At 70.4% G+C, this 25,393-nt stretch carries 40 protein-coding genes; 3 read left to right on the forward strand and 37 right to left on the reverse strand.

Translation table 11 applies throughout. The features are described 5' to 3' along the window. Positions 1–3: 3 nt before the first annotated feature. The 17 genes from ATL45_RS19425 to ATL45_RS19505 form a co-directional block, all read right to left on the reverse strand. Positions 4–843 carry a hypothetical protein gene (locus tag ATL45_RS19425; protein WP_093157787.1) on the reverse strand — a complete coding sequence of 280 codons (840 nt, stop codon included), beginning with the start codon at positions 841–843 and terminating at the stop codon, positions 4–6. A gap of 3 nt (positions 844–846) precedes the next feature. Then, positions 847–3,126, reverse strand: coding sequence for a phage tail protein (locus ATL45_RS19430; RefSeq protein ID WP_121505367.1), 2,280 nt, complete (start codon positions 3,124–3,126; stop codon positions 847–849). Positions 3,127–3,317: 191 nt separating this feature from the next. Beyond that, positions 3,318–3,821 (reverse strand): DUF7426 family protein, encoded by a 504-nt coding sequence (locus ATL45_RS19435; RefSeq protein ID WP_093160098.1) that lies wholly within the window; start codon positions 3,819–3,821, stop codon positions 3,318–3,320. Next, positions 3,821–4,303 carry a phage tail tube protein gene (locus tag ATL45_RS19440; RefSeq protein WP_093160096.1) on the reverse strand — a complete coding sequence of 161 codons (483 nt, stop codon included), beginning with the start codon at positions 4,301–4,303 and terminating at the stop codon, positions 3,821–3,823. The genes ATL45_RS19435 and ATL45_RS19440 overlap by 1 nt, the downstream gene beginning before the upstream one ends. Positions 4,304–4,314: 11 nt before the next feature. Then, positions 4,315–4,749: a minor capsid protein gene (locus ATL45_RS19445; protein ID WP_093160093.1), complete on the reverse strand. Its 435-nt coding sequence runs from the start codon at positions 4,747–4,749 to the stop codon at positions 4,315–4,317. Continuing rightward, positions 4,746–5,096 carry a minor capsid protein gene (locus ATL45_RS19450; protein WP_093160090.1) on the reverse strand — a complete coding sequence of 117 codons (351 nt, stop codon included), beginning with the start codon at positions 5,094–5,096 and terminating at the stop codon, positions 4,746–4,748. The genes ATL45_RS19445 and ATL45_RS19450 overlap by 4 nt, the downstream gene beginning before the upstream one ends. After that, positions 5,096–5,422 carry a hypothetical protein gene (locus ATL45_RS19455; protein WP_211841248.1) on the reverse strand — a complete coding sequence of 109 codons (327 nt, stop codon included), beginning with the start codon at positions 5,420–5,422 and terminating at the stop codon, positions 5,096–5,098. The genes ATL45_RS19450 and ATL45_RS19455 overlap by 1 nt, the downstream gene beginning before the upstream one ends. 18 nt (positions 5,423–5,440) lie before the next feature. Then, positions 5,441–5,836, reverse strand: a complete 396-nt coding sequence (locus ATL45_RS19460; RefSeq protein ID WP_121505368.1) for a hypothetical protein — start codon at positions 5,834–5,836, stop codon at positions 5,441–5,443. A 12-nt stretch (positions 5,837–5,848) separates the two neighbouring features. Then, positions 5,849–6,157 carry a hypothetical protein gene (locus ATL45_RS19465; protein WP_093160085.1) on the reverse strand — a complete coding sequence of 103 codons (309 nt, stop codon included), beginning with the start codon at positions 6,155–6,157 and terminating at the stop codon, positions 5,849–5,851. Between the two features lie 73 nt (positions 6,158–6,230). After that, on the reverse strand, positions 6,231–7,199 hold the full coding sequence (locus tag ATL45_RS19470; RefSeq protein ID WP_093160083.1) for a major capsid protein: 969 nt from the start codon (positions 7,197–7,199) through the stop codon (positions 6,231–6,233). A gap of 17 nt (positions 7,200–7,216) precedes the next feature. After that, positions 7,217–7,957 carry a hypothetical protein gene (locus tag ATL45_RS19475; RefSeq protein WP_093160080.1) on the reverse strand — a complete coding sequence of 247 codons (741 nt, stop codon included), beginning with the start codon at positions 7,955–7,957 and terminating at the stop codon, positions 7,217–7,219. Between the two features lie 112 nt (positions 7,958–8,069). Further along, positions 8,070–8,432 carry a hypothetical protein gene (locus ATL45_RS19480; RefSeq protein ID WP_143121787.1) on the reverse strand — a complete coding sequence of 121 codons (363 nt, stop codon included), beginning with the start codon at positions 8,430–8,432 and terminating at the stop codon, positions 8,070–8,072. After that, a complete protein-coding gene (locus ATL45_RS19485) occupies positions 8,429–10,834 on the reverse strand; it encodes a phage minor capsid protein (RefSeq protein ID WP_093160075.1) in 2,406 nt (801 codons plus the stop codon). Before ATL45_RS19485 ends, ATL45_RS19480 begins: the two co-directional genes overlap by 4 nt. A 15-nt stretch (positions 10,835–10,849) precedes the next feature. After that, positions 10,850–11,050, reverse strand: coding sequence for a hypothetical protein (locus tag ATL45_RS19490; RefSeq protein WP_093160072.1), 201 nt, complete (start codon positions 11,048–11,050; stop codon positions 10,850–10,852). Between the two features lie 15 nt (positions 11,051–11,065). After that, a complete protein-coding gene (locus ATL45_RS19495) occupies positions 11,066–12,580 on the reverse strand; it encodes a phage portal protein (RefSeq protein WP_093160070.1) in 1,515 nt (504 codons plus the stop codon). Positions 12,581–12,598: 18 nt separating this feature from the next. Next, a complete protein-coding gene (locus ATL45_RS19500; RefSeq protein ID WP_093160067.1) occupies positions 12,599–13,855 on the reverse strand; it encodes a PBSX family phage terminase large subunit in 1,257 nt (418 codons plus the stop codon). Then, positions 13,848–14,345, reverse strand: a complete 498-nt coding sequence (locus tag ATL45_RS19505; protein ID WP_093160065.1) for a helix-turn-helix domain-containing protein — start codon at positions 14,343–14,345, stop codon at positions 13,848–13,850. Before ATL45_RS19505 ends, ATL45_RS19500 begins: the two co-directional genes overlap by 8 nt. Positions 14,346–14,572: 227 nt before the next feature. On the opposite strand from ATL45_RS19505, the gene ATL45_RS40040 reads away from it, so the two are divergent. After that, complete coding sequence (locus tag ATL45_RS40040) at positions 14,573–14,695, forward strand: hypothetical protein (RefSeq protein ID WP_256258599.1); 123 nt, start codon at positions 14,573–14,575, stop codon at positions 14,693–14,695. A gap of 192 nt (positions 14,696–14,887) precedes the next feature. Here ATL45_RS40040 and ATL45_RS19510 read toward each other — a convergent pair whose 3' ends face one another. The 20 genes from ATL45_RS19510 to ATL45_RS19590 all read right to left on the reverse strand — a co-directional run bounded on the left by ATL45_RS19510 (position 14,888) and on the right by ATL45_RS19590 (position 24,333). Further along, positions 14,888–15,538 carry a DUF4145 domain-containing protein gene (locus tag ATL45_RS19510; RefSeq protein WP_211841249.1) on the reverse strand — a complete coding sequence of 217 codons (651 nt, stop codon included), beginning with the start codon at positions 15,536–15,538 and terminating at the stop codon, positions 14,888–14,890. Between the two features lie 72 nt (positions 15,539–15,610). Next, positions 15,611–15,853, reverse strand: coding sequence for a hypothetical protein (locus tag ATL45_RS19515; RefSeq protein ID WP_093160062.1), 243 nt, complete (start codon positions 15,851–15,853; stop codon positions 15,611–15,613). Then, entirely contained in the window at positions 15,850–16,326 is a 477-nt protein-coding gene (locus tag ATL45_RS19520) for a hypothetical protein (RefSeq protein ID WP_093160060.1), read from the reverse strand. The genes ATL45_RS19515 and ATL45_RS19520 overlap by 4 nt, the downstream gene beginning before the upstream one ends. Then, positions 16,323–16,985, reverse strand: a complete 663-nt coding sequence (locus ATL45_RS19525; RefSeq protein ID WP_093160057.1) for a hypothetical protein — start codon at positions 16,983–16,985, stop codon at positions 16,323–16,325. The genes ATL45_RS19520 and ATL45_RS19525 overlap by 4 nt, the downstream gene beginning before the upstream one ends. A gap of 69 nt (positions 16,986–17,054) precedes the next feature. Next, positions 17,055–17,378 carry a hypothetical protein gene (locus tag ATL45_RS19530; RefSeq protein ID WP_093160055.1) on the reverse strand — a complete coding sequence of 108 codons (324 nt, stop codon included), beginning with the start codon at positions 17,376–17,378 and terminating at the stop codon, positions 17,055–17,057. After that, positions 17,375–17,758, reverse strand: coding sequence for a RusA family crossover junction endodeoxyribonuclease (locus ATL45_RS19535; protein ID WP_177242115.1), 384 nt, complete (start codon positions 17,756–17,758; stop codon positions 17,375–17,377). The genes ATL45_RS19530 and ATL45_RS19535 overlap by 4 nt, the downstream gene beginning before the upstream one ends. Continuing rightward, positions 17,755–18,015 (reverse strand): hypothetical protein, encoded by a 261-nt coding sequence (locus ATL45_RS19540; RefSeq protein WP_093160052.1) that lies wholly within the window; start codon positions 18,013–18,015, stop codon positions 17,755–17,757. Before ATL45_RS19540 ends, ATL45_RS19535 begins: the two co-directional genes overlap by 4 nt. Positions 18,016–18,083: 68 nt before the next feature. Then, entirely contained in the window at positions 18,084–18,296 is a 213-nt protein-coding gene (locus ATL45_RS19545; RefSeq protein WP_093160050.1) for a hypothetical protein, read from the reverse strand. A 22-nt stretch (positions 18,297–18,318) separates the two neighbouring features. Continuing rightward, positions 18,319–18,753 (reverse strand): single-stranded DNA-binding protein, encoded by a 435-nt coding sequence (ssb, locus tag ATL45_RS19550; RefSeq protein WP_093160047.1) that lies wholly within the window; start codon positions 18,751–18,753, stop codon positions 18,319–18,321. A 90-nt stretch (positions 18,754–18,843) separates the two neighbouring features. Continuing rightward, positions 18,844–19,104, reverse strand: a complete 261-nt coding sequence (locus ATL45_RS38950) for a helix-turn-helix domain-containing protein (protein ID WP_170210276.1) — start codon at positions 19,102–19,104, stop codon at positions 18,844–18,846. Continuing rightward, the gene (locus ATL45_RS38955) at positions 19,101–19,334 is read right to left on the reverse strand and encodes a hypothetical protein (RefSeq protein WP_170210277.1); all 234 of its coding nucleotides are present in this window, start codon (positions 19,332–19,334) and stop codon (positions 19,101–19,103) included. The genes ATL45_RS38950 and ATL45_RS38955 overlap by 4 nt, the downstream gene beginning before the upstream one ends. 276 nt (positions 19,335–19,610) lie before the next feature. Continuing rightward, on the reverse strand, positions 19,611–20,147 hold the full coding sequence (locus tag ATL45_RS19560; protein ID WP_093160042.1) for a zinc finger domain-containing protein: 537 nt from the start codon (positions 20,145–20,147) through the stop codon (positions 19,611–19,613). Next, the gene (locus ATL45_RS19565; RefSeq protein ID WP_093160040.1) at positions 20,144–21,118 is read right to left on the reverse strand and encodes an ABC transporter permease family protein; all 975 of its coding nucleotides are present in this window, start codon (positions 21,116–21,118) and stop codon (positions 20,144–20,146) included. Before ATL45_RS19565 ends, ATL45_RS19560 begins: the two co-directional genes overlap by 4 nt. Next, on the reverse strand, positions 21,118–21,369 hold the full coding sequence (locus ATL45_RS19570) for a hypothetical protein (RefSeq protein ID WP_093160037.1): 252 nt from the start codon (positions 21,367–21,369) through the stop codon (positions 21,118–21,120). Before ATL45_RS19570 ends, ATL45_RS19565 begins: the two co-directional genes overlap by 1 nt. 80 nt (positions 21,370–21,449) lie before the next feature. Then, positions 21,450–21,809, reverse strand: a complete 360-nt coding sequence (locus ATL45_RS19575; RefSeq protein WP_093160034.1) for a hypothetical protein — start codon at positions 21,807–21,809, stop codon at positions 21,450–21,452. Then, entirely contained in the window at positions 21,806–22,639 is an 834-nt protein-coding gene (locus tag ATL45_RS19580; RefSeq protein WP_093160032.1) for a recombinase RecT, read from the reverse strand. The genes ATL45_RS19575 and ATL45_RS19580 overlap by 4 nt, the downstream gene beginning before the upstream one ends. Further along, the gene (locus tag ATL45_RS19585) at positions 22,636–23,547 is read right to left on the reverse strand and encodes a YqaJ viral recombinase family nuclease (protein WP_170210278.1); all 912 of its coding nucleotides are present in this window, start codon (positions 23,545–23,547) and stop codon (positions 22,636–22,638) included. The genes ATL45_RS19580 and ATL45_RS19585 overlap by 4 nt, the downstream gene beginning before the upstream one ends. Then, entirely contained in the window at positions 23,544–23,825 is a 282-nt protein-coding gene (locus ATL45_RS38960; protein WP_170210279.1) for a hypothetical protein, read from the reverse strand. The genes ATL45_RS19585 and ATL45_RS38960 overlap by 4 nt, the downstream gene beginning before the upstream one ends. Before the next feature lie 86 nt (positions 23,826–23,911). Then, positions 23,912–24,088: a hypothetical protein gene (locus tag ATL45_RS38965; protein ID WP_170210280.1), complete on the reverse strand. Its 177-nt coding sequence runs from the start codon at positions 24,086–24,088 to the stop codon at positions 23,912–23,914. Next, the gene (locus tag ATL45_RS19590) at positions 24,085–24,333 is read right to left on the reverse strand and encodes a hypothetical protein (protein ID WP_093160027.1); all 249 of its coding nucleotides are present in this window, start codon (positions 24,331–24,333) and stop codon (positions 24,085–24,087) included. Before ATL45_RS19590 ends, ATL45_RS38965 begins: the two co-directional genes overlap by 4 nt. 190 nt (positions 24,334–24,523) lie before the next feature. On the opposite strand from ATL45_RS19590, the gene ATL45_RS19595 reads away from it, so the two are divergent. After that, a complete protein-coding gene (locus ATL45_RS19595) occupies positions 24,524–24,865 on the forward strand; it encodes a hypothetical protein (RefSeq protein WP_093160024.1) in 342 nt (113 codons plus the stop codon). A gap of 186 nt (positions 24,866–25,051) precedes the next feature. Then, positions 25,052–25,393, forward strand: a complete 342-nt coding sequence (locus ATL45_RS38970; RefSeq protein WP_170210281.1) for a hypothetical protein — start codon at positions 25,052–25,054, stop codon at positions 25,391–25,393.

Genomic DNA, 25,393 nt, shown 5'->3' on the forward strand with positions numbered 1-25,393 from the left:
CGGTTACGCCTCCAGCAGCGTCAGGGTGGGGTGGGTGAAGCCGCGGCGGGCGGCGGTGAGCGGCAGTTCGTCGACCATCACCACCGGTGCCCCGCCGCCCAGCGACCAGCCGGTCGCGGTCTCGCCGGGCTCGACCTGTGCGGCGGCCAGCAGTAGCGAGGTCGCGGCCGGGGTGGAGGTTGGGGTGATCCGCAGCGACACGCCCCACAACCCGCCGGTCGGCGGGACGGTCACGGTCAGCCGCCGCCAGACCTCCGGGGTGAGGGTGACCGGGGCGGCCTCGGTCGCTGCGGTGTAGCCGCCCGCCGTGTAGTGCTCGGCAGCCAGCTGCACGGCCAGGGCGTGTGGCGAGCGCACCCACACCGAGCCCGTCACGGCTTCGCCGGGCAGCACCGGCACGGGGTGCGCGTGGTCGAGGCGTAGCTCGGAGCCGAGCGCCCACCCTGACCACGCCAACGCGGCTCCGGCCAGCGGGACCGCGTCGGGCCAGTCCGGTGACGGCGCGGTCGTGCCCGCGGTGAGAGCCACCCCGGAGGAGTCCCGCCCGCCGTAGCCGACGCTCGCGGCGGAGCGGGACAGGCGGTTTCGGCGCCACCCGGGCAGCACGAACCGCAGCGGGCCGCGGATGTGCCGGTCGCGCAGGGCTTCGAGGTAGTCGCGTTCGGAGTCGGTGAGCCACTTCCACGTGAACTCGAACTGCCCGCGGCTGCCGAGGTAGTCGACGGTGCGGGCCCCGGACAAGGCGACGTGCGTGCCGCCCTGGCGGGGGTGCTCGATTCGGATGTCGGGCCGGGGTGCGCGCAGGCGGGCGAGCCTGCCCAGCGGGCCCAGATACAGCGGCACGGCTCACCTCCTGCGGTCTGCGGCGTTGACGCGGTTGACCACGCGGGCCATGACCCGCCCGCCGGAGTCGTCGAGGGTGAATGCCATGCCCGCGAGGGCTTCGCGGAGCTCGGCGACCCCAACACCCGATGGCGCCGCGCTGGTCGCTGCGGCCGGGGCGCTGGCCGCTGTCGCGGCCCGGCGGGCGTAGGCCACGGAAGCGGGCGCGGCGATCGTCGGAGCCGCCAGCGCCGAGCGCACCCCGCCGGCCACCTGGTGGGCAGCGGCCACAGCGAGGCGGCCGTTGGCGGCGATGGAGTCGGCGAAATCGCGGGTCAGCGCGGCACCCGAGTACGTGGTGTAGCCGTGCCCGGAGAACGGACCCTCGCGCGCCGGGCTGAAGGGGAACAGGTCGCGGATCGAGCTCAGCGCGCCGGAGATCTTGTCCTTGACCCAGCCGACCGCGGACTTGATGCCGTCCCACAGCCCTTGCAGCAGCGCACGCCCGGAGTCCCACAGCAGCGTGCCGAGGTTGCCGAGCGCGTCGAGGATCTTGCCCGGCAGCTCCTTGACAAAGTTGACCACATTGGACACTCCGGTGGTGACGGCGTTGACGGCGGAGTTCCAGGCGTTGCGCGTGGTGTCGACGCAGAACTGCCAGGCGTCGGAGAGGAACTGCCGCACTCGCGTGATCATCTCCACGTGAACTGCGACGATGCGGTCCCAGATCCCGGAGAAGAACGACACGATGCCGTTCCAGACCTCCGAGACCGTCGAGGTGATGCTGTTCCACGTCTCGGTGAAGAAGGACACGATGCCGTTCCACACCGACGCTGCGGTCGTCTTGATCCACTCCCAGGCCGCGAGCAGATACGCCTTGATCGTGTCCCAGTTCGACACGATCAGCACCGCCAGCAGGACAACGGCGGTGATGATCGCGGTGAACGGGTTGGTCAGCATCGCCACCCGCAGCACCTGCAGGATCAGCGTGACGGCCTTGAAGGCGTTGACCAGGCCCATCACGATCGAGATGGCGGGGCCGAGCGCGGCAGCCAGCCCGACCACGGCAATGGTCAGCGGCCCGATCCAGCTCATGTTCTGCTGGAGGAACGTGGCCATGGCCAGCAGCAGCGGCGCGGCGGCCTGAATGGCCGTGACCAGGGTCGCGCCGACCTGCGCCGCGAGCTGGCCGACCGCTGGCCCGAGCTCGGCCACCACCGGGCCCAGCGCAGTGAGCAGAGCGGACACGACCGATGTCAGGGCGGGGACCAGGCCAGCCGCGGCGGCCGACAAGCCAGCGAAGATTTGCCCGAGCGTCGTCGAACCCTCTCCGCTGGCCAGGAACTCTGCGAGGCGACCGGTCAGGTCATCGAGCGTGGCCAGTGCCCCGCCACCGTCGGCGGACATCGCGGAGAAGATCGAGCCGACCACCGACGCCAGGTTCCCGACGATGCTGCTCAGCGTCGACACCGCGTCGATGCCGCCCTGAATCCACCCGGCCAGCTGTCCCGACTCGCGAGCTTCGGCCACGAACGCGGCAGCCCGCTCAGCAGCAGCCCCGAGCCCGCTGGTCAGACCAGGCAGGAACTCAGCCCCGGCAGCGGCGACATCGCGGAAGATCTGCAACAGCGGCCGGGTGGTCGCGGTGAGGTTCCCGGCCGCTGCCGAGGAATTGTCGAGGATGGCCTCGACGTCGCGGATCGTGTCGGCTTCCAGCGCGAACGCGCCCGCTGACCGGGCGGCCTCGTTGAGCTCGGCGGCGGTCGAGGTCAATCCGGCCCGCAGGATCGGCAGGTACTTCGCGCCCAGCTCACGAACGACGTCGGCGGTCCCGGCGAACAGCTCTTGCTGCGTGGCCTGCTGGAGTTCTTCCCAGGTGGGCGCCAGGTCCCGTGCGGCGATGGCGGTCTCGCGTGCGGCGGGGGCGAGTTCTTCGAGCGCTTCGGCGAACTTCGCCGGATCGTCCATGCTCGCCAGCGCGTCGCCGAATCCCTGCGCGCCGAGCGTGGCGGCGCCGAAGGCCACCCCGCCGGCCGTCAGGAGCGCGGGAAGCAGCAGCAGCGAGCCGGACGCCGCGGCCACGCCCGCGACCAACCCGGACACCGCGGAGCCCGCCAGCGATGAGGCGGCGGAGAACGCGCCCATCCGCACCGCAGCCGTGGCCAGTACTTCCGAGCGACGCCCGAAGCGGCGTAGACCGCTCTCGGTGTCGCCGAGCTGCTTACGGGCCTTGACCAGTGCGCGGGTCCACTGCGAGGAATCGAGGCGGAGGTACCCGACCAGTTCACCAACGGTCAACGCCATGCCGGGCACCTCCGCTATTCAGTTGGTTTTCAGTTGTCCCGGTTTCTCATCCGGGGGTGAGAGAGCGCGGGCGAGGCGGGATTCGCACGACAGGAGTCCGACGATCCGGCACCGCAGCCACCGCCACGAGCGGGCCCGCAGCACACCGGATTCGACGTCGATGCCGTAGAACTCGTGCAGGTCGGCCTCGATCAGCTGCCAGTGGCCGAGGACTTCCCGCCAGCTGTGGCCCTGGCCGCCTTGCGGCTCCGGCTCGTACCACTCGGCGAGCCCGGTCGCGGGGTCGATCGGGCCGCCCGCCGCTGCGCCCGATTCCCCGCCTGCGGTTCCGGGCGGCCACCCGCCGCCCAGTACGCCTCAGCCTGTTCCGCGCCGACGGTCCAGTGCAGAAACGCCGTCATCCCAGCGAGCTTGATCCACGGCCACGGCACAGCATCGGCGAACAGCTCGTCGTAGACCGCACCGAGCGCGGCGCGGTACATGTCGAGCTCGGCGGCGTCCGACAGCAGTTCCTCGGACGGGGCTGGCGCGTCGGCGTCGGCCTGGACTGCGGCGGCGGCGCCGAGCATCCAGTCGGAGAGATGCTGCAGCCGCAGCCCGGTCTCGGCGTCCGGCGGCTCGACCCTGTAGGTCTTGCCCCGGATCGGCACCGACAGGGTCGGATCGAGGAACTCCCCGAGATCCTGCAACGCCATCACGCACCACCACCAGCGGGCGGAGTCGTACCCGGGTTGGTGATCTCCACCGGCGCACCCTGGCCGAGCAGGGTGAAGGTGAACGGCTCCAGGTCGGTCACCCCGCCGCCCTTCTCGAACTCCGACACGGTCGCGGTGCCCTCGTAGGCATCCGGCGAGCCGTCCCGCCGGTACCACCGCACCCGGATGTTGGCGTCAAACCCGACGATGCGGGCGGCCTTGCGGATGATCTCCTGCCCGGGGTCCGGGGTGAACGTGGTGTCGTCGGTGCGCTTGCGCTTGCCCTCGCACTCCAGCGACCACGTGCGCTGCGTGACGACCGAGCTTCCCCAGCCATCGGAGTCGAAATCGCCGTCGTCCTCGGTGTTGTCGTCGCTGGTCTCCGAGAACGAGGTCAAGCCCTTGACGGGCACCCACGTCGGGGTCGTGCCGCTGGAGTCCTCGACTTCCAGCGTCCAGTCCTTCGCGAGCAGTGAGCGCATGGCGGCGCCTCCTAAGTGCGGTTGGGGGTCGGATGGTGGGCGATGAGCTGGTAGTTGGTGACGTGCTCGTACCGGCCGGACTCGTCACGGCCCATCGGCGCCGATCCGGTGAGCTCGACCAGGTGCACGACCACCCCGTCGAGGTGGAGGTGTGCGGCGCCGACCAGGGCGTCGAACGCGGCGTCGGTGAGGTCGAGCGCGTCGCGCGGGTCCGGCCCGGCGGAGCGAGCGCGCACCTGCAGGCCGACGATGTCGTCGGCCTGGCTGGGATCGGCGACCATCGGGTACGGGGTGAGCGCCACGATCCGGGGCGGGGACTGCGGAACCGCGCCGATGACGATGCCGGTCTCGTGTTCGTGGTAGATGCCGGAGGGGCGGTAGGTGCCGACGTCGTGGTCGGCGAGGTACTGGGCCAGGCCGTGAGCGAGGTCGCGGGTCCAGCTCATGACAGCGACCGCCGGATCTCGGCGGCGACCAGGTCGGCGACGGTGTCGCGTTCGGAGGTCATGGGGCGTTCGAGGTACTTCGCGGACCGCCCGGCGTCGTGCTTCCACGTGAGCTCTTCGTGCTGGCGGACCGCGTACACGGTGTCGTAGGAGACCGCGGCGGTCAGGTCGTTCTCGTCGACGCTGGCGACGCCGGAGCGTTCGAGGGTGCCCTCTTCCAGCGGGACGAGCTGCCGGGAGGCGCCGAGGATGTGCTCGGCGGCCTGGCGGAGCCCGGCCACGGCGCCGGAATGCTGGCGGGCGGTCACGTTCGGCCCGTTCCAGTCGAGCCGGGTGCGCATGGCCATCAGGTCAACACCACTTCCAGGTGCGAGGGAACGGGGAGTCGGCGGCCGTCGCGCCGCTTCGCGGTGATCACCGTCGACCGGGTGCCGTCGGCCAGCGTCACCCGCGAACCAGCTGGGGCCACTGTGGACAGGGGGGCGTAGAGGGTGGTTTCGCTGACCACCTCCGCACCCGCTTCGTTGCGGACCAGGCGGCGGGAGGCGTCGACGACCGCGCGCACGGTGACGGGCGGGCCGAACACATCGCCGTAGGCGCCGCTGCCCTCGTACGGCTCGATCGTGACGGCCTGCCCGGCCTGGGCGAGCAGCCACCGGGGGATACCGGCCACCGGTTCACCACCTCCCGGTCAGGGTCGGGTGATGACACCGGGTAGCAGCCCGGCCAGCTGCAGCGGACGCACCACGGAATCCGGTGGGCTCGTCGAACCGGGCGCCGCGGTGTGGCCGGCGCCGCGGGTGAGGTTGATCGAGCCGATACTCACGCTCGACCACTGCCCAGCTTCTCCGTGCTCGTCGCCGGTCTCCAGCCAGTGCAGAGCCAGCGCGCACGTCGCCGACCGGAAGGCGGTGGCGTGTTCGGTGGCGGCGGGCATCCCGTCGTCGAGCACGGGATAGACCGCGGTGAGCGTCAGCAGCTCGACGGCTTCGGACGCGCGCGCGAGTAGGCGGGAGGCTTCCGGCTCGGCCGGTATCTCGACGCCAGGCGGGGCGTAGGCCGTCAGGTCGTCGCGGGTGGCGTACACGCGCGGCACCGGTCAGCCCTCGTCGTCGTGGTAGAGCCGGGCGAGGTCGTCGCGCGTCAGCGATTCGGCGTCGTCCTGCGGCATTCCGCGGGCGATGGCGTAGGCGACCCAGTCGGACTTACGCGCGGTCCGGCTCGGTCGCTCGATGTCCGGGGCGTCCTGCGCCTGGTGCTCGTCGAGGGCCTGGTCGTCGCCGATGGTGTAGCCGTGGCGGCGGAAGTAGGCCAGCGCCGCGGGGTCGGTGGTCTCGCCGCGGCCGTCGATCAGGGCGACGCCGACGACGGTGCCGGTGTAGTTGGTGGGAGCGATCACGGTGGGCATGGGCGCCTCCAGGTGAGAACGGGGGCGCAGGACACCCCGGGAGCGGGTTGGGGTGTCCTGCGCGCCGGGGTGGTCAGCTGCCGGTGCCGGCCGGGGTCTGGACGGTGACGCGGAACGCCCCGACGGAGCGGGTGCGCTTGACCACGACCGCGACCGGACCCATCTCGACCTCGCCGACCTTGACCGCACCGGCCGAGGCGAAGTCGGGCAGCCACGTCTTGACCAGCTCGCCGGGGGTCGACACGGCGTGCACGCCGTCCAGGCCGAACCGCACCGCGTACAGCGACGTGGTGCCGCTGGTGGCATCGGTGCCGATGATCGGCTCAGCCGAACCGGCCTTCTCCTGCGGGTTGACCAGCGGGATACCGCGGTAGCGCTCGACTTCGACACCGAAGGCGTTCGGCGACCGGTCGTAGTAGCCGGCGCGGCGGGCCAGCGACCGCAGCCGCGCGATGCCCTTGTCGCTGCCGAGGATCATCGTCGGCAGCCCGTCGAGGGTGTCGATCCACTCGTCGAGCTCGTCGAGGGCATCGTGCCGGGCGTCTTCGCTGGCCAGATCGGCCCAGGACGTGGCCGCGGTGCGCTCGGTGACCGTGCCGGTCACGGCCTTGTCGAGGCCGTCGAATCCGTTGGCCTCCACGGCCTGGTCGCCGTTGATGAAGCTGTCGGAGAACTTCGCGCGGGTGGCCTTGATCAGCTGGCTGATCTGGTAGGACACCTCGTTGGTGGCCGACGGGCCGAGGTTGCCGAGCACCCGGTCGACCTCGAATGCCCCGCCCAGCGGGGTCAGGTCCACGCTGTAGCGCTCGCGCTTGGCCTCGGCCTTGCTGTACTCGGTGTTGTAGGCGCGGAAGTCGGCGCCGCGCTCGGTGATGTGCCGGGTGTAGGAGTAGGTCAGGGTGGCACCGCCACCCACCGGCGAGACGGCCGGGTCGAACGACAGAGCGTCGAGAATGGCCGAGCTCTTGCGGAACTCGTCGATGACCGTCAGGTCGACGTCGTCGGTGGTGTTCTTCGCGGCGTCAGCGAGAGTGATCGCCATCGGTTTCTCCTTGCGGGTCAGGCGCGGCCGTAGCGTGCGGCCACTGCGTCAGTCAGGGATGCGGGTTTGGCAGTGCCACCGGTCCCGCCGGTGTGCTGGCTGCTGCTGCGTGCGGGCGCCTGGCCTGCTGCGCTGAGTCGGGGGTTGTCGGCGACGGCCTTCTTGATGGCCTCGCCGACCTTCGCGGTGAAGTCCTCGGCCGCGGGGTCGAGCTTGTCGAGCTTGGACAGGAAGGCGCGGGAGTCGGTGAGCGCGGTCGGGTCGGCGCCGTGCTTGGCGGCGTTCTTCCAGACGGCCAGCTCGACGGCGGCCTCGCGGGCGGCCGTGGTCTGGGCGTCGCGCTCGGCGGTGAGCTGCTCGGCGAGCTTGGCCGGGTCGGCCGGTTCGTCGTCGGCGATCAGGCCGAGCGCCCGCCCGATGGTCTGCGCGAGCTCGGTGCGCGCCTCGTCGGCGGCCTGCTGCTTGGCGTTGGTGCGTTCGCTGGCGTTCTCGGAGCGCAGCTTGCGCACCATCGCGGCCAGCTTCGCCGGTTCCAGGGCGGCCAGCTCGTCGCCGTCGCCCTGGTCCTGGCCGCCGTTGCCGTCCTTGCCGCTGTCGGCGGGCGGCTGCTGCTGGCCCTCATCGGGGGTGGGCGGTTGATCGCCGGTGTCCCCGTCCCCTTCACCGTTGCCGCCCAGGACAGGCCAGATCGGGCCGCGCGAGGTCCAGCCGAGCGCGCGCAGTCCGGTCGTCGGGTGGATGGGCAGGTTGTCGAGCATGGGCGGCCTCCTGGGCGCGGGGTTGACGGTGCCCGGCACCTGGCCAGGCAGGAACGCAGGAACCCCGGACACACCAGGTGTCCGGGGTTCCTGTCGGGAAGTGGATTCGTTGCTACGGCGTGGGCTCGGGGCCCGGTTCGCCGAGGGTGTAGGGCCGCCAGCGCTCGGGGTCGAGCACCTCGGCGGCGGGGACGCCGCGGGTGTGCAGCTCCACCAGGCGCGCGACGACGTGCCCATGCACGCGGGAGATCAGACCCGCCGGCACGTCTGCGGAGGGTTCGGCCGGCCACCATCCCGCGCAGCGGTCGCGGTCGGTCCAGATCCAGCCGAGCGTGTGCCCGGCGACGAGCACCGGTGCCGCGATGGTCCGGCCTGCGGGGCTGGTCGGGTAGGTGTTGATGCCGCCGACCTTGCGCGGGGCCATGCCGTCGTCATCCCACCGGCTGCCCGGTGGCGGTGGTGGAAGCGCGCTCATCGGTACCCCTTGTCGACGTCGTTGTACGGGTCGGGCTGCCAGTTCGCCGGCGGGTTCCAGCCGTCGGGCACGACTTCGCATTCGATGTACCAGGTGCCGCGGCGTTGGTAGGCGGCGTGGATGACGTAGCGGGTGCCGCGGTTGAGCAGGATCTCGCGCTCACTGGTGCCGAACTTGCTGATGGGCATGACGTTCATCGCCCGAGCACCGGTAGGGAGGCGGAAGGCGAACACCACCGCGCCGCCGAACGCCGCGCGCGATCCGATCGAAGTGGACAGGTAGCCGCCATCGGTGTGCACGCTGCCGACCAGCGCGGCGATCGACTTCGGGTCGTTGATGTCGGCGCCGAGGGTGGAGAGGATCGACGGACCCGAGCCGCGGAACGTCAGGATCGACTCGGCCAGCTCAGCTTTGGCGAACGCCTTGTCGAGGTGTCCGACGATTCGGTCGAGCCACGCCTTGCTGTTGGCGGGCTGGTAGCCGCGCAGCGCGTTGTTGATCTCCCGGTACGCCGAACCCGTGTAGGTGCTCACCGACTCCCTCTCGGGCTTCGTCAAATCCCCTGGTAGCGGCATGTTCTTCATCGCCCATTTTACGGCTTCGCCGTTGTCGTCGAACCGCAATCCGGCGCGCATCCCCGGCAATGCCGGAGACGATCCGGGCAACGCCCAGCCGGGCTGGGCGCGGGTCTCCAACTCGCTCCACAAGGCGCGCAGCGTGGCGGCGCGGGCGGCCGGGTCACTCTGCTGGCCGAGGCGCCGCCGGACGTACTTGACCGGGTCGGCGTGCTTGGCCAGGCGCTTGACGAACGACGCGAACCCCGGTGCGGTCGAGCCTTGCTCGGCCAGCTGCTCGAACCGGGCGAGCGCGGCGAACGCCTCGCGGCGTTCCTCACCTTCGGCAGTCAGTGCGACGCTGAGCAGCTCGTCGGCGGTGAGCTCGTCGTCGACGTCCAGCAGCCGGGCGACCCCGGCCTCGCCCGGCTCCGGCGGACCGGGCACGGGCTCGGGAACGGCGGCCGGGCCGAGCTCGGGCACGGGTTCGGCCCGGCGCTCCGGCGACAGCTCGGCGTGCTGCTCGTCACGGTGTGCTCTCCGCTGGCCGAGTAGGTCGAGCTGGCCGGGGTCGTTGACCACCGACGCGACGTCCCGTTCCGCGTCGTGCTGGTGCGGCTTGCGCTGCTGCGGCGGGCCGCCATCGAGCGGCACGTCGACCAGCGGCGCGACCTCACCGGCCGGGCGGGTTCCGGGCGTGCCGACGTTCCCGGCGCCGAGCTGCTCGCGGTACCGCAACCGCTTCAGCTCGGGGTGGGCGTCGAGGTGCTCGCGCATCTCGGCCTGCCAAGCGCGGACCTTCTGACTGGCGGCCTTGCGGGCGGGCTCGTCGAGGGCGACGGCCTGGCGCTGCTTGTGCTTGCGGATCTCCCGTTCGATCGCTCGCTGTCGCTGCCGTGCCTTGTCCCCCTCGGGGTCGGCGGTGGGCTGCGGCGGAGGCTTGGTGACCCCGGGCAGGAACGCCGAGACGCTGTGACGGCAGTTCGGGTGGAACAGCCCGGCCAGCTGCGCCCCGGCGAGCGTGTCGACGACCTCGACCTCGACCGGGGCGTCGGTGAGCTGGTGCGGAACCTGCACGCGCCCGGTCGGCCCGGTGCCCAACCGCAGCACCCGGCCCTCGAACGGGCGGCACAACACGCACTCCTGCGGCGCATTGGACACGTAGACCAGGGACACCCCGGCGGCGTGCAGCCGGTCAGTCTGGCCCTGCACGGCGGCGCGCTGAGCGACGGTGCGGGTGGCCATCTCCACATAGGACGACAGCCGCCAGCGCCGCCCAGCCCGGTCGGTGAACCCGGTGATACCGCGATCGGCGAACCGCTGCCACGCGGCCTGCGCGGCCTGGCGGCGGGTCTGCGTGCCGGTCAGCGTGCGGGCGGTCGCAGCGGCGATCACACCCCGGTAGACGTCGACGACATCGCGCAGCACGTTGCGGGACCGCTGGCCAACATCGGCGTGCACCGCGGCTGCGAGGGCTTCCACCGCGCCGAAACCGGGCACCTGGTCGGCGGCCTGCTTCGCTGCTTCGGCGAGCCCGGAGCGCGGGAACCAGCGGGCGGGCAACTCGGCCAGCGCCGAGGACCATCCGGCGCGGAACGCTTCCGCAGCAGCTTCGCGGGTCGCCGTCGAGCTGTCGGCCTGCAGCCCGGCGAGCACGGCCTGCGCGGAGGCGCGTAGGGATCGCACCGCGGCGAGCTTCCGCTCAGCCCACACCGGGGCCGGCATGTCCGCGTCGAGGTCGCCATCGAGGTGCTTGGCGATCAGCTGGGCGAGCGCGGTCTCGGCCTCGCGGTAGAGCTGAGCGACGGTGGCGGCGATCTCGTCGAGGTACTCCGGGTCGACCGCCACCGCGCACCACCCCCGCTACGCCTTCCGCTCCAGCAGACGGCCGAGCGTCTCGGCTGCGGCTTCCAAGCTCGAAGTGAGCGGCGAATACCGGACAGCTGACGCGAGGTGCCGAGCGGCGTTGGATTCGTCGTGCGCACGGTGGTGTCGGACGGCTTCGGCGAGCGCATCGGCTGCCTTCTGCAGCTCACGGCGGGTGTCGGCGTCGAACTCGACCACGACGGGCCACCTCCGCTATTGCTCGGCGGCTGTCTGCCGCAGGATCTCGGCCGGGTCCGGCTCGACCGCTCCAGCTTCGGAACGGATGCGCGCGACTTCGGCGGTGACCTCGGGCTCGCCCCAGTCCGGGTGGACCATGCGCACCCGAACCTCGGTACTGGCGGCCTCGGCCCGGTAGAGGGCTTCTGCGGTGCGCGCCAATGCTTCCGGGTCCGGCTGCGAACGTTCAGGGAAGGACACGACCGACTGCTCGTCGCCGATGCCGGGTCCGCCGAAGTGGGTGCGGTCGACGTCGAGCAGTGCGGCGGTGATCGTGCTCAGCCCGGCTTGCCAGTAGAGCGATTTCTTGCTGCGGGTGCGGTTGCTGCTGCGTTCGCGGGAGGTGACTTCGGTGGCGGTGATCGAGGTGTCGCCGTCCTGGTCGCCGAACGTTGCCGGTGAGTAGCCAGACGAGCGCAGCGCGGCGCGCACCAGCTCGTCGACGGTCTCGCGGTGCTCGGCCACCCGGATGGCGAACTGAGACAGGGTGATCTCGGGGCCGGAGTCGCCGCGGCTCATCGCGTTGATCTCGGTGAACAGCTCGCGGTCGTCGTCGAAGCTCGCGCCCTGGCCGGGGCCGTTGTTGTCGAGGTAGCCGGTCGGCACGATCAGCCGGGCCTTGGCGAGCCTGATGTCGCGCATCCAGCTCGAAAAGACTTCGTCGATCGCGTCGAACAGCGGCTCGACCGTGTCGTAATCGGACCGGCCGAGCGGGGAGAGCCCGGGCTTGCCGCGCCATTCCCGCGAGGGGCGTACGTTCGGGACGTAGGCGGCGGTCAGGCGACGGGTTCCGGTGGCGATCGCTCCGGCGTCGTCGGCGACGTCGGCAACCCACGCGGTCGCGGGGTGGTCGCGAAGATCGCGGGCCACGCCGAGCTCGGTTGTGCTGCCTACGTGCAGCGAATGCACGATGCGGCCGGGCTCGTGGCGCTCCAGGTGCCGCCACACCGTGTTGCCGTCCTCAGCCACGACCGACCAGAATGTCACGGCGGCCAGCTGCGACCAGCGCCACTCAGGCACCGCGGCGTCGGCGTGCACCGCGTCGATCATCGGGTGCGCGGCCAGGTCGGCGTCCCACACGACGCGCAGGTACACCCCGCCGAGCGCGGCGGCGACTTCGGCCGACTCCAGCAGTCCGCTGTGGACCAGCGGCGAGTGCAGGATCTTGTTGAGTCGGTCCTGCGTGGCTGTGCCGTTGACGGTGATGCGGGGCGGTTCGGCGAACAGCAGGTCAGCGCTGGCGGTGGCGATGTCGGATGCGAGCGGTACGTGCAGCCGGGACGGGCGGGCCGCCGCCGGAGCGGGGCGTCCCCAGAAGAACCGGGACACCGCGCCGACCAGTCCGCCGCGGTACTGCGAGGGGCGGGTGCGCGGCACGGTGTTGCCGTAGAGGTTGGCGAGTTCGTCGGCGTTGCCGACGTACCAGGCGTTCCACTCGTCCATGTGGCGGTGCGCGACGTCGAACGGGGCCGGGGGCCAGGCGGTGGGCACGGGGTCACCTCCTGGTGATCAGACGGGGATGGTGCGGCGCCACAGGCTTTCGGTCGTGACGATGGCGTAGCGCCCGGCGTCGAGGCTGTGGTCGGCGGTCTTGACGGGCTTGTCCTCGCCCTTGTCGGTGGCGGTGTCGTCCCAGCTGTAGCCGGGTGCTTCGGTGATCCAGCCGCGGCAGCGATCGGACACCCGCAACCGGCCGGCACCGAGCAGGGTCGCGACGGTGCGGATGCCGTAGGCGACGTCGTTGTCGGCGGCCTGCGTGACGGTGCCGTCCTGGTGCAGCTGCACCCGAAACGATGCGGCGGCCGGGTCGGCCACAATCCACTGCGGACGCAGACCCTGCTGCGTCGGGTGGTGCTCGCCGTCCAGCCACGCGCGGATCTGCGCGGACAGCTGGGCGTCGGTGAGCCGGTTCTGCGCGTGAGCGGGGTCGTGGCGCCACTCGTCGAGCAGGTAGAGCCGCTGGTCGACACCCTGGCCGAGCATGATCGCGCTGGTCGCGTTGGTGGTGCCGTAGTCGATCCCGACCGCCAGGACCCGCGCCATCTCCGGCAGCTCAGCCCAGGCGACGACGTGCTCGTCGGGGTTCCACATGTCGTAGATCGCGCCTTCAGCGGCGACCCACTCGCCCAAGATGAAGCGGCGGAACCACAACCCGGTGTACTCGCGGCGAATCGCGGCCTTGTAGTCGTCGGACAGGGCGGGGTTGTCGTCGAGCTGGAAGAAGAACCCGCGCCAGTCCGGCAGCTCGTGCAAGCGGTCGAGGTACTTCCGTTTCAACCAGTGCGCCGGCGAGTCCGGGTTCGTGGTGCCGAACAGCTGCGCACCGGGCACAGACATACGGCCGAGCAGCTGCACGAAGAACTGTTCGTCGACGACGGTCACCTCGTCCACGTACGCGCCCGCGCACGTCAACCCGCGCAGCACCTTCTCGGCCTTCGCGTCCGAGGCGCCGAGCACGTAGACAGTGCGGCCGAGGATCGAGGCCGTCGGCGCCCCGCTGGTGTAGCGCACCTGATCGGCCAGCGGCCCGAACAGCGACGGGTCTTGCAGCGGCGCGAACACGTTGCGCGCCGCGCTGTCTCGGGTCCGGCCGACGACGACCAGCTGCCCGCCGAGCGGCGCGGTCGAGACGTACACCAGCCACCGCAGCAGGCTCGCGATGGTCTTGCCGGAGCGGATCGCGCCCGACCAGATGTTCACGCGCGCCGCGGACTCGCGCAGCGACTCGACTTGACGGCCGGACAGCGGGAGCTCGGGACTACCCATCGCCGTTGGCCGGCGCCTTGATGCCGAGAGCTTCGGCGAGGTTGCCGAGCATCGAGCGGGCGGCCTCGGCCTGACCGGATGCGTTGGCTTCGGCGAGCTTCGCCGCGGTGGCGATGTGCGCTGCGGCAGCGCCGGAGAGGTGCCGTTCGTCTTGGGCGGGCACGTGGTCGAGGGTGCGGGTTTCGATGCCGTTGACGGTGGTGGCGGTGAACCGGTACCGGTCGGCTTCGAGGCGGTCGTACAGAGCTTCGGCGCGGGCCAGGGCGCGACCTTCCAGCGCGACGCGGCGGGCGCGGTTGTCGATGGCCTTGGCGGCAGACGCGGCGGCGGTGGCCGAGCGGTCGAAGGACAGACCGAGCTCGCGGGCGAGCTTGGACACGGTCGAGGGCGAGCGACCCAGTGTTTTCGCGATGTCGTTGCGGGTCTTGCCCTGCTCGTGCAGCTCGCGAACGCGAGCTCGGTCCGAGTCAGTGATCGGAGAGGTGCCCATCGCACCCCCTGATCGGATTGAGAAAGCGGCGAAACGATGTTTCGTATCAGCTGACCCGTGATACGAAACGAAACGATACGAAACGATTTGAAACCAGTTGCAGGACCAAGGCGCGAAATGAAAGTGCTTGCATCGTCGCAGTTCACGGGGGTGCCGTGGTGGCTTCATGATCGGGGTCCGGTAGCCTGCTCGCACTGCTCCCGATCGGAAGAAAGGGGGTGGGACGAGTGAAGCAACAACCCTGCTGCTGTGCTGAATGGCACCGCACGTTGCGCTTGCTGATCTTGACGATCGCGACGCTGGCGCACGGGTTGATGCTGGCAGGCCAGGGCATGTTGCCGCTGGCCTGACAGCCCCTCCCTGGGGCGGCGGTTGGTTAGCCCCCGGCCGCCGTCCCGTCGGTAGCGGAAAAGCTACCGCAGGCTGGGACTTTACAGGGCCCGAGAATTTCCGTGCCACCTGGCAGCGCTGCGATGCTAGGTGTCATCGCGCATGCAGGGACGGTGCTTGGTGATCCTGGCCTGGATGCGGCCGACCGAAGATCAGTTGTTGCTTGCGTCTGCCCCGGTGCGTGCGAGTCGGGCAGCCTGAGCCGCCCTGAGCTTTGCCGGAGCCTGATAGACCTCGTTGAGAAGTTCGCCCATCAGCTCAAGGATCTCCGCAGCCTCTTCCTCGGCGACCGGAGCAACGAAGTCGCCATGGGCCATGTCGTTGCCTAGGTGCCGGATTTCGTGAGCCGAGTCGCGAACGAGCGGCCGGATGTGTTGCTCCTCGTGAAGCTTGTCGATCTTCTCGATGAGGTTGCCCTTGAGGATGCCTCGCTCCTTCGCCGTTGCTTCGAGGACGGAACGAGCCATGAGCACCGCTGCTCGATGTGCGCCGATGCTATGGCAGCGATGCGCCTCGGATGCAGCCTCGGCGATGTGGTCGGGCACGTCGGCGAAATGCTGACCAACTGCCTTGGTTGGCAGCCATTCGATGTACTGGCCGTATTCCCGCATCTGGGTGGCGGCTTCCCTCGGGTTCAAGGTGCGCACGAGACTGGCAGTTCCGATGCTAAGTACTCGACACTCGTCGCACTGGAAGGCGGCGGCCCACGTGTGTATGTCCCGGTCACCTGAAACGCGGGTCGGCTCGCCGTGCATGGTGTGGTGAGCCTTGGTCTCGCATGCCCAGCAGGTTCTCGAAGCCATGCGATCAGCTTAGCGACCGAGTCCGTCACCACCTGCGGGATGCGGACACACTTCTCCCCGCTGAAAGCTGATCTAAGCAGAAGTGGCAGGGGCTGTCAAATGGCTCCGGGTGCCACTTTGGCGGGTGGGGATGGCCGCGAGGATCTGGGCGCACTGCTGGGCGTCGTAGAGCGGCCTGCCGGTGCTGCGGTCGCGGTCGGCGACGGGGCAGGCACCGCGGATGGTGTGGACGCTGCGGCCGGACAGCCGCGCCAGGCTGGCCCGGTCGAGCAGCGTGCGGCCGTCGCGGTAGCGGACGATCGGCGGGCGGGTCACTGATCCCCCCGGCTCCGGTTGATGCGGCGTGCGATGTCGAGCGCGTACGGCAACCGCATCGCCAGCGCTTCCCATTCCAACCACGCGGCCAACGGCTCCGCCATGACGGGGGACATGGTGGCGATCCAGCGGGCATCGGTCATGCTCTGGGGATCATCGACCTCGCCAGTCAGGGCGACGGTTGTAGCTGCCTCCCCGGCGGGCCCGGCGAACACAGCCTCTTCGAACCGAAGCGTTTCCGGTTCGCGGTAGTACTTTTCTGGGTTGTACCGCCACGGTCCGGGAGTTGCCTTGGCGGCCAGTTCGCGCAGGGTCGCGGCGGCCTGGCGGAGCTCTACCTCTGGGGGCACAACCTCGTACCCGATCTCCCCGGCGCGCTGCCTGGCGGCGTCGCTCTGCTGCTCGGTGTCTTCCGGGAAGCTGCTGGGGTCGGCGCGCTGGTAGTTCCGGTTGTTGTCCTCGTTGTTGGTCATGCTGCTCCCGTCAACTGGCATGCGAACTGCTGCCCGAGGTCGAGCAGTGCAAGCCCATCGTAGGAAGTGCCACAGACACCGCAGCGGACCGCGATGGTGTCCGCGTCGCCGACTGGCCACAGCGGGCCCTCACAGTCCGGGCATGGCGCGGCGGGCGAGGGCAGGGCGTCCCCGGACAGTCGGCGGGCTTGGGTGTGCAGTTCGCGGATGTCCTCGGCGAGCTCGTCGATCCACTGCTGGCCGGTGGCCCACAGGATGCGGCTACGGAGATAGGCGGTTTCGCTGGCGACGGTGGGCGGGCTGAGCGGGCGTTGGTCGTCGCATTCCTCGGCGACCCAGCGTGCCAGTGCGGTGACGCTGCCGATGATGCTGCGCAGGTCCTCGTCGTTGTCGTCGGGGCCGACGGCGTGCGGCACTGACCGGGGGTCGCGTGCGGCGATCACGTCGAGCCGGGCGGGCGGCTTGGAGCCGTAGCCGGGGGAGCGCCTGCCTACGGTGCCACCGCGGCGGGGCGTGGGGTCGAGGGCGGTGGCGTAGTCGTCGATCTCGCCGAGCAGCCGCAGCAGGGTGTTGACGCACTGCCCGCAGCAGTATTGCCCGAGGTCTGCGGTGCGGGAGCAGCGGCCGACGGTGCAGGGCGCGGTGGATGCTTCGCGCACGGGGCTACCTCCGTTCGAGGGGGGAGACCTGCGCCGCGGTGATCGCGGCGCAGGTCGAGGGCGGGCGGTTCAGCTGCGGGTGGCGAGTTGCTGTTCGGCTTGCTCGGCGCGCGACTTCCACTCGGCGGCCTGGTCGTCGAGCTCGTCGCGCTGACGCTCTGCGGCCAGTGCACGACGTTGCCATTCGGCGAGGGCGTGGCGGCGGTATTCGTCGGTCTCCGTGGCACAGACGGCGCTACTCGCGTTGTCCTGCTCGGCCTGGTGCTCGTCGAGGACCCACGCGGCGACGCGTAGCAGGGCGTCGACGTCGGCGACGTTGAGCACGTCGAGCGCACCGGCGGCGGCGCGGAGGGCTTCGGCACGGCGGCGTTCCGGCGGGGTAGCGGCGGTCATGGGGTCACCTCCGGGGCGAGCGGTTCGACGATGAGCACCAGTCCGCCGCACTGGCCGAGCTGGATTTCGGGCATGTGCTTGGCCATGAGCTCTGGCGTGTCGTCGGCGACCACTCCGGCGTCCACAAGCCCGTCGCAGCAGGCTTTCAGCGTGGGCACGAGGTTGTCGGCGTCCCGGCGGCGCCGGTCGGTGACGGTCCACACCAGACGGATCGTGCAGCGGCCCAGGGCGGGCACTTGGGCGTCGTGGGCGAGGCTTGCCGCGGTGTCGCGGACGGCGCGGGTCAGCTTCGCTCGCCGCGCCCAGTGGTGCCGCTGGTTGGCGGTGAGCGGCGGGCGCTCATACGGCAAGTCGAGCCGGTACGTGGTCGCGGTGGTCATCGGGCACCACCGAGCTTGTCGGCGATGGTGCGGCGCACGGTGTCCATGCACGTCGTCCAGCCGTCGGTGAGGATGACGTGCAGCTCGGGGTCGTCGTCGGCGTGCATCGACGGCGGGGTCAGCCCGAGCACGTCGCGCAGTGCGTCGACGGCAACGACGCGGTCGGGGTGCCGGTCGCGGAACTCGTCGAGGACGCGGTCATCCGCCTGGGCGAGTCCGCGTTCGAGGTTGTCGAGCAGTTCGCGGGGGTCGTTCACGGTGGTTCTCCTGGGCGAGGTCGGGCGGGTGGTCGGCCACGCGGGGTCGCCGACCACCCGGCGGGCTACTACTCGGGGTTGTGGCCGGCGGGCTGGGGCCAGTCGGCGGCGACCTGCTCGGGGTGCAGTCCGGCCTGCAGCGCCTTGTTGGCCCGGCCGGCAAGGCGCACGGCGGCGGCCTTGGCGCGTTCGCTGGCCGTGATGTCGCCGGTGTTGTCGGTCAGCTTCGAAACCCACCGCAGCAGCACGGTGATGTCGTTGGCTTCGCCGATCGTGGCCATGGCGGTGTCGTGTCCTCTCGGATCAGAACGGGGGTTCGTCGGTGGAGCTGGTGGGCGTGCTTGCCCACGAATCACCGGACTGCCCGGCCGTGGAGCGCTCGGCCTTGTGCACGCGGGCGGTCGCGCGGCGCAGCTCCGGGCCGATGGAGTCGAGCAGCAGCATGGCGGCCGATCGCTTCTCGCCCTGCTCGTTGGTCCACTGCTCGGTTTCGAGTCGGCCGGACACGGAGACCTCGGTGCCCTTGGTCAGGCTCTCGGCGATGTTCTCGGCGAACTGGCCGAACGCCTTCGCCCGCTGGAAGTGCACCCTGGCGTCTTCCCACTCGCCGGTCTGCCGGTTCTGCCTTCGGGAGTTGAACGCGAGCGTGAGCGTGCAGACCGCGGTGCCGGACGCGGCGAACTTGAGCTCGGGATCGGCGGTCAGGCGGGCGACGCCGTGCAGGTTGGGCAGTGCCATCGGGTTACCTCTCGGGTTTCGCGCGTGCGCGCGTAGCGGCGGGCCGTCCGGTCGCGACCACCCGACCACGGTGGTCGCGACCGGTGGGGTTCACTGTTCGGTTTCGCCGTCGCGTTCGGCGTTGTAGGCGCGTTTCATGCGGGCGTAGACGCTGCCGGAGATGCCGAGGCGGGCGCAGATTTCGGTGGAGGTGTGCCCGGCGTCGACGAGTTGGGGGAAGGCGGCGGCGCGTTCGGCGGCGGACAGTGGTCGGCCGACGGGTTCGCGGCCGAGCAGGATGCGTTCGACGGCGATGTGGTCGACCCATTTGTCGGGCGGTGCGGTTTGGGGGTTGGCGAGCGTGGTGGTCACGGTGTGGGCTCCTGGTGTTGGGCGAGCTGTCGCAGGGCGCGGTGGTGGGTGGCGATCACGGGGACCGGGGCGAGGAACTCGCGCAGGTGCTGTTCGAGGGCGCGGAGCAGGCCGAGCAGGGCCTCGCGTTCGTCGCGGGTGAGCGGTGCGTTGGAGGTGAGGCGTCGGACTGCTGCGGCGTACTCGCTGTCGCTCCCGGTGGTGGGGGCGCCGTGCTGCGGCCCGGTCATGCGGCGGCCTTGGTGGGGGCCGCGGGGTTCGGGGGGAGCGGGCAGGGCCGCAGCCGCAGGTCGACGTGGATAACTCGGCGTGTGCTGTCGACCCAGCGGGCGGGGTGGGCGCAGATGGCGCAGGCGTTGCCGAGCAGGGGCAGCAGCGGCGGGGTCCGCCTGGCGGGGTTTGTTGCGGTCATGGTGGTTCGGCCTTTCCGGGTTGTGGTGGTGTGGTGATTCGGCTCTGTAGTTGCCTGCTGGCAGCTTAGCACTTGCCTGCTGGCAAGCAGCCTTTTAGGCATGCTGAATTCGGGCGGCGTCCATGCGGGCCGGGTGAGCTGGGGTTTTCCGCAGCGGGCGCCCGGTGTAGCCGGTGCATTGCTGGCCGGGCTGCGCGCGGCAGGTGGGGTGCGGGCACGCCACGCCCATGTAGAGCCGTCGGGCGGCTGCCTCGCCTTCGGCGATGTCGGGGTCGGCGCCCTTGCGTTCGGCGTGGTAGCGCGCGAAAAGCACGGACAGCGAAGGGATTTCGCGGGGTGCGGCCTCGATCGCGGCGCGCGCGGCGGTGATCTCCTTTGCCGTGCGTCGCTGTCGCCAGTCCTTGGCCGCGTTCTTGTAGTACCCGAAGATGTCGCCGGGGGTGATGGTGCGGCGGTGGTCGCGGTAGGCGTCGCTGCGGTAGTACCAGTGCACGGCGGGTGCGCCGACCTTGGCCGGGACGTCGTGGAGCATGGCGACCCATACGGCGATGACGTCGTCGTCGGCGGCGGGCATGTAGGGGTCGATGGCGGCAGCGACGGCCATCACCGAGCGGACGTCGTCGTCGTTCATGCGGTGATCTCCTTCAGCTGGGGGCCGCCGAAGATGGCGTCGAAGTCGGGGGCGATTACGTCGCCGATGTTGGCGACGGCCTGGGCGGCGTCCTGCGGGCTCCGGTCGCGGTCGATGCCGAGGTATCCGCGGACCTTGTCGCCGCGTGCGCTACGGGCTGGCTGGGCGGGTTTCTGGGCTGCCCTGGCGGCTTTGATCACGTCGTCGTAGACGTAGGGCAGAGCGCCGGGGCGGTGAACCTCTGGGCGGCGATCCCATTCGTCGAGGGCAGCGCGGACGAGTTCCGGGTCGGCGCCGTCGCGCAGTAGCCCGTCGATGACCTTGCCGATTTCCCGGATGGTCTGCGGCCGGTACTTCGCGGCGTCGGGCTGGGAGTTGCGCCAGGCGTCGACGATCCGGCGTGCGTCGGGCTTGACCGCGGAGTCGGCGAGCTGCACCAGGGTCGTGGTGCCTCGCCTGCGCGCGCTCGCGCGTGACGACGACTCTTTTTGCCCTGTTCCCCTGTTCCCCTGTTCCTCTGTTCCAGACGCGAGGGCCTCGCGAGACTGTCGCGAGGGTTCCGCGAGGCCACGTTCAGCGACCGGGACAGACTGGTCACTACCTGGGGTTTTGTCGGTTGGCGTGGGCGGCAGGTCGGTGGGCGGCAGCGGGTACCGCGGTTTGCCGGGCCGGTCGATGCGCTGGTGCTTGTCCCAGCCGTTGACGTACAGGTACGAGCGGCCGTCGAGGGTGTAGCGAGTGATCTGCAACCCTCGCGAGAGTGTCGCGAGACCCTCGCGAACGAATTCGCGGGCTTCGACGGGGTCGTCGAGGGCGAACAAGTCGGCGGCAATGAGCCGGTAGTCGTCGATGCCGACGCCGTTGTCGTCGACATAGGACCACAGCCCGATCCACAGCAGACGGAACTCGCGAGGCAGCTCGGCGACGGCTGTCGAGCGCCAGAACTCGGGCTTGATCGAGCGGATGCGCATCAGGCGGTGTCCTTGCTGGGGTTGGGGGCGAGGCCGAGGCGGTCGAGGATTCGGCCGGCGGTGAAGGTGGTCATGCGGCAGTGGTCGGCGATCTCGCCGTCGGTGAGGCCGCGGTCGTGGAGCTTGGCGACGAGTCGTTCGCGCTCGGCGGTGGTGAGGGCTTCGGCGGGCCAGTGCCCGGCGGCGCAGTGCTGCCACCGGGCCGAGCTGCTGCGCCTGGTCGAGGCGGGCGCGGTGATCGGTCGAGGCATCGGTCAGGTGTCCTTGTGAGGCGGGCCGCGCCCCTGGGAGGCGGGGCGCGGCCCGGTGAGCTATCGGGCGAGGTGGGCGGTCATGCGGCCGGTCTGGCGGCGGCGCGGGCGATCCAGACCCGGTTACGGCTCGCGCGGCGGGTGCGGCGGGTGCTGCGGTAGTACTGCGAGGTCGGCGCGATCGCGATCCGGTCGGGGGCGGACGGGTGCGCAGCAACGCCGATCACGCTCGGCAGCACGTTGCACCCGGCCCCCTCGTCGTCCCCGGCCAACGCGCGGACGTCGTCGGCACTGAACGGCTCGCCGCGGGCGACCAGTTCGGCGAGGGCGGCCTCGCAGCGCTCCCGGTAGGTGAGGTGCCCGGCGGTGGCCGCCGCGAGCGCGGCGGCCTGCCCCTGGTGCCGGTCGGCCAGGCCGAGCGGGAGCTGACCGGTGGTCACTGCTGGCCTCCGTCCTCGACGAGCTCGGCGTCGATCGCGTCGTCGGTCTCGGTGGTGTGCTCGGTGATGTCGAGCGGGTCCGGTTCGATGTCGGCCGCGTTCAGGCTCGGCCGGTCGGCGCGTTCGGCGGTGCCCTGCACGATCCGGCGGTCCTCTGTGGAGGTGGGCACCCACTTGGAGAGGCGGCGGGCGGCGGTCTTGAGCCACATCGCCTCTTCGTTGGTGTTCCACGGTGAGTACTGGGAGTCGGCGCCCTGCGCGGCTTCCTTGGCGCGGGCGATGTGGTCGCGGTTGAGCACGACGACCTTGGAGGTCGACCCGTTGGTCATCTCGGCGTAGGCGTAGACACCGCGGAGCGGGCCGCGCTCGGCCTCGGTGGCGAACCAGTCGGCCTCGTGCTCGGGCTTGACCATGCGGCCGGGCGCCCACCGGAAGGTGTCGTTTTCCCGCACGACTTCGACGACGACCGAGGCGACCGCGCCGGATCGGTACATCAGCTCGATCAAGCCCTGATAGCCGGTGATGCCGAGGATTTCGAGCTTGCCCCGGTTCTTACGCGGGGTCAGGTAGTACTGCTCGGTTCCCGGTTCGAGTCCGAGCCGGGCGGCCTCCATCAGCGCGACCATGAGCGACTGCGGCGAGTTGTGCGCAGCTTCGGCGAGCTTGCGGTCACGGCGGACGACGCCCTGTGCGATGCGCACCCACGTGTCGGCCCGCATGTGCGACGGCATCACCTGGGCAAGGTCGGCCCGGTTGTTGCCGATCAGCGCTGAAGGGCTCGGCTGGTCGGTCTTGCGGGCGACGGCGGTTCCGATGGTCTGGGCGGTCATGCTGCTACGGCCTCGATTCGGCTAGGGGTCTTGATCGGGGAAGCGGTGACGCTGGGCAGCGCGCCCTTGCGGGCGGCCTTGCGGATCGCGATGGGCTCGCCCGCGCAGACGGCGCGCCGGGCGTCGCCCATCAGGTCGGCCAGCACCGCGGCGGCCTGGCGCTTGGCGGCCTCTGCGGTCTTGTGCGCGACGACGGCGGCGCGGTAGGCGGCGGCCTGCTCGGTCGTGATCTCGACCTCGCGGTCGTCGATGTCCGGGTGCCACTCCCGGATCACTTGGTAGGTCTCGCCGTGCTCGTCGATCGACGGGCGCTCGCCCTCGGCCACCGTGCGCATGAACTCCGCGCCCGCCTGGCGCAGGATCTCGACCTCGTCGGCGCTCCAGCTCACGACGTACTCGCGGTAGTCCACCCCGCCGATCAGCACGGCGATCCGCGCACGGGACAGGCCGAGAACGTCGAGGTACCAGAGCACCTGGGCGCGGTAGTAGACCGGCACCTCGTCGCTTCCGGGCTCGCCCCAGCCGTCGGCTGTGCGCGCGGTCTTGATCTCCAGGACTTCGCGCCCGTCCGGGCCGGTGATGATCCGGTCGGGGTTGGCGATCTGCCACGGCCGCACCCGGCTTCGGTACGTCCCAGCGCGGCGCACCCGGAGCTCGGGGTGCGCGTCGGCGAACATCGCCACGACGGATGGTTCGAGGTAGCGCCCCGCGCGCATCTCGTCGTTGTCGGCCTGCGGGGCAGCTTCGCCGCGCTTGCGGTGCCACAGGCTGAACCTGGATTCCCACGGCGACAGGCCGAGCACGGCGGCGATCTCCGACCCGCCGAGCCCGTCGGCGCGCAGCGCGAGCCATTCCGGGGAACCGGCGGGGAAGGTGCCGAGGTAGTCAGCTGTGCGGAAGCGGGTCATGCTGCAGCCCCTCCGGCGACCTCGACGCGCACGACCGAGCCGTCGAGGGCATCGTCGACCGCCCAGCGCACTCGTGAAGCTGCGCAGTCGAGGCACGCCTCGGTACTTTCGTCGGAGAGCACGTCCGGGCGGGGCAGCCACTCGACGGACACCGCGCACAGCGCGCCGACCATCTGGCACCACTCGCACTGGCCATCGGGGCTGTCCGTCGTCGTCTCGACCTTCACGTCGGGGTGATCGAGTGCCTGAGACAGGGCTTCGGGGTACGGTGTTGTCACGTTCGCCTCCTGTGGTGGGGGGTGTTCGGCTCTGTAGCCCCCGCGCTGCCGTACTCGGCGGTTGCGGGGGTTTTGCTTTGCGCTGGTCATGCGGCAGCGGGGAGGCGGCGCATGGCGCGAATTTCCTGCTCGATCTGGTCGAGCGACGGGCCGCCTGGGTAGTAGGCGAGTTCGGCGGCTTCCCGGGGCGGCAGTGCATCGCGCTCGACGCGGGCGCGGGCCAATACCGCACCGGCGGCGGCGATGGCTTCCTCGCGGGTCACGCTGCGTCCTCGGTCGGTGCCAGCTCGACGAGTTCGAAAAGTTCCTCGAACGTCGCGGGCTGGAGTGCGCGCAGAAGGCCAGCGACGAACAGCGAGCTTGGAGCGCGACCTGTTCCCAACGTGCGGCTGAGCGTGGACTGTTCGAGTCCCATCGCCCGCGCGAGGGCGTAGTTGGAAGTCAGCCCGGCGGCGATCCTGTGCCGCTTCAGCGCATCGGAGCGGATCTGGATTGTGGTGGTGGCCATCGGAACCTCGCGATAGTTGCTTGCGGGAAGGCGACTGCTTGCCCGAAGGCAACTATAGCAGCGAGCTTCCCTCGGGCAACCCAATGGGCTTCCCCCGGGCAGCCTAGTTATGGTTCTGTTATCTCCAGCGTCCGAGTGAAACGATCAGGCGGGCTCGCTTGCTTGCTGGAAGGCAAGTACCCTGCTGCCCGTGAGCACTTCCAAGCGTCCCTGGTGGGACTGGGTCCAAAAACACCTCGACGACCACAACCTGCTCGCAGCCGACATGGTCAAGCGCTGCTCTTTCGATCACGCGCGTGTCAGCCGGTGGCGCGAAGGCGTCAACGCCTCCGTGCCGCACTCCAAGGAGGTCGCGGAGTTCTTCGGTATGGACGTCCGCGAAGGGCTCATCGCCGCCGGCTACCTGACGCGAGAGGAATCCGGGCTCGCCGAAGGTTCGCAGGCGGCCAAGCCGCGGCGGTTGCACGTCGCGGACCTGACCGACGAGGAGCTCGTCGACGAGCTCGCTCGGCGGCTCGCCTCGCGTACGTAGGCGCCGGCCGCTGGTTCGCGAAGAAATTTCGCATGTTGATCTTGACCTGCTGTAACGCCACCGGTTCAGACTTGTACACCCGTACAACAATCAACCGAATGGCCTAGTGTTTCTTGCTGGATTTGCCTGCGAACGAGTGTTCGACTTGAAGGACAGAGCCGACACACCGTACAGCAGGAGCACCACGTGACAGCACGCGACAAACCGTCGACCCGAACGGAGACATGCAACACCGCCGGACACCTCCCCGGATGCCGAGCGGACCACCAGGACGACGCCGAGCTGCAACGCTGCGCCGTCCTGGTCACGAAGACGCCCACCGCCCGCACCGACACCATGCTCGAAGTGCAAGTCGAGCGCCTGGTCGAAAGCGGACGAATCAACAGCGTCGCCACTGTCGCGCGCCTGCAGCACGACGAAGCAGCCGACCCTGTCGAACTGACCCTCGCCCAAGTCCGGGCGATGGCCCGCGCACTCAACTCCGCGGGCGACCTCATGGAGTACGGCGAAACCAACACATGGAGGTGA

The organism is Saccharopolyspora antimicrobica (genome assembly GCF_003635025.1).
GTDB lineage: Bacteria > Actinomycetota > Actinomycetes > Mycobacteriales > Pseudonocardiaceae > Saccharopolyspora > Saccharopolyspora antimicrobica.

What these genes read in the sequence shown, in the direction of transcription:
- ATL45_RS19430 (WP_121505367.1), bottom strand. Translation starts at nt 3,126, where the DNA reads ATGGCGTTGACCGTTGGTGAACTGGTCGGGTACCTCCGCCTCGATTCC.
- ATL45_RS19435 (WP_093160098.1), bottom strand. Translation starts at nt 3,821, where the DNA reads ATGGCGTTGCAGGATCTCGGGGAGTTCCTCGATCCGACCCTGTCGGTG.
- ATL45_RS19440 (WP_093160096.1), bottom strand. Translation starts at nt 4,303, where the DNA reads ATGCGCTCACTGCTCGCGAAGGACTGGACGCTGGAAGTCGAGGACTCC.
- ATL45_RS19445 (WP_093160093.1), bottom strand. Translation starts at nt 4,749, where the DNA reads ATGAGCTGGACCCGCGACCTCGCTCACGGCCTGGCCCAGTACCTCGCC.
- ATL45_RS19450 (WP_093160090.1), bottom strand. Translation starts at nt 5,096, where the DNA reads ATGGCCATGCGCACCCGGCTCGACTGGAACGGGCCGAACGTGACCGCC.
- ATL45_RS19465 (WP_093160085.1), bottom strand. Translation starts at nt 6,157, where the DNA reads ATGCCCACCGTGATCGCTCCCACCAACTACACCGGCACCGTCGTCGGC.
- ATL45_RS19470 (WP_093160083.1), bottom strand. Translation starts at nt 7,199, where the DNA reads ATGGCGATCACTCTCGCTGACGCCGCGAAGAACACCACCGACGACGTC.
- ATL45_RS19475 (WP_093160080.1), bottom strand. Translation starts at nt 7,957, where the DNA reads ATGCTCGACAACCTGCCCATCCACCCGACGACCGGACTGCGCGCGCTC.
- ATL45_RS19480 (WP_143121787.1), bottom strand. Translation starts at nt 8,432, where the DNA reads ATGAGCGCGCTTCCACCACCGCCACCGGGCAGCCGGTGGGATGACGAC.
- ATL45_RS19500 (WP_093160067.1), bottom strand. Translation starts at nt 13,855, where the DNA reads ATGGGTAGTCCCGAGCTCCCGCTGTCCGGCCGTCAAGTCGAGTCGCTG.
- ATL45_RS19505 (WP_093160065.1), bottom strand. Translation starts at nt 14,345, where the DNA reads ATGGGCACCTCTCCGATCACTGACTCGGACCGAGCTCGCGTTCGCGAG.
- ATL45_RS19510 (WP_211841249.1), bottom strand. Translation starts at nt 15,538, where the DNA reads ATGGCTTCGAGAACCTGCTGGGCATGCGAGACCAAGGCTCACCACACC.
- ATL45_RS19520 (WP_093160060.1), bottom strand. Translation starts at nt 16,326, where the DNA reads ATGACCAACAACGAGGACAACAACCGGAACTACCAGCGCGCCGACCCC.
- ATL45_RS19530 (WP_093160055.1), bottom strand. Translation starts at nt 17,378, where the DNA reads ATGACCGCCGCTACCCCGCCGGAACGCCGCCGTGCCGAAGCCCTCCGC.
- ATL45_RS19535 (WP_177242115.1), bottom strand. Translation starts at nt 17,758, where the DNA reads ATGACCACCGCGACCACGTACCGGCTCGACTTGCCGTATGAGCGCCCG.
- ATL45_RS19545 (WP_093160050.1), bottom strand. Translation starts at nt 18,296, where the DNA reads ATGGCCACGATCGGCGAAGCCAACGACATCACCGTGCTGCTGCGGTGG.
- ssb (WP_093160047.1), bottom strand. Translation starts at nt 18,753, where the DNA reads ATGGCACTGCCCAACCTGCACGGCGTCGCCCGCCTGACCGCCGATCCC.
- ATL45_RS38955 (WP_170210277.1), bottom strand. Translation starts at nt 19,334, where the DNA reads ATGACCGGGCCGCAGCACGGCGCCCCCACCACCGGGAGCGACAGCGAG.
- ATL45_RS19560 (WP_093160042.1), bottom strand. Translation starts at nt 20,147, where the DNA reads ATGAACGACGACGACGTCCGCTCGGTGATGGCCGTCGCTGCCGCCATC.
- ATL45_RS19565 (WP_093160040.1), bottom strand. Translation starts at nt 21,118, where the DNA reads ATGCGCATCCGCTCGATCAAGCCCGAGTTCTGGCGCTCGACAGCCGTC.
- ATL45_RS19570 (WP_093160037.1), bottom strand. Translation starts at nt 21,369, where the DNA reads ATGCCTCGACCGATCACCGCGCCCGCCTCGACCAGGCGCAGCAGCTCG.
- ATL45_RS19580 (WP_093160032.1), bottom strand. Translation starts at nt 22,639, where the DNA reads ATGACCGCCCAGACCATCGGAACCGCCGTCGCCCGCAAGACCGACCAG.
- ATL45_RS19585 (WP_170210278.1), bottom strand. Translation starts at nt 23,547, where the DNA reads ATGACCCGCTTCCGCACAGCTGACTACCTCGGCACCTTCCCCGCCGGT.
- ATL45_RS19590 (WP_093160027.1), bottom strand. Translation starts at nt 24,333, where the DNA reads ATGGCCACCACCACAATCCAGATCCGCTCCGATGCGCTGAAGCGGCAC.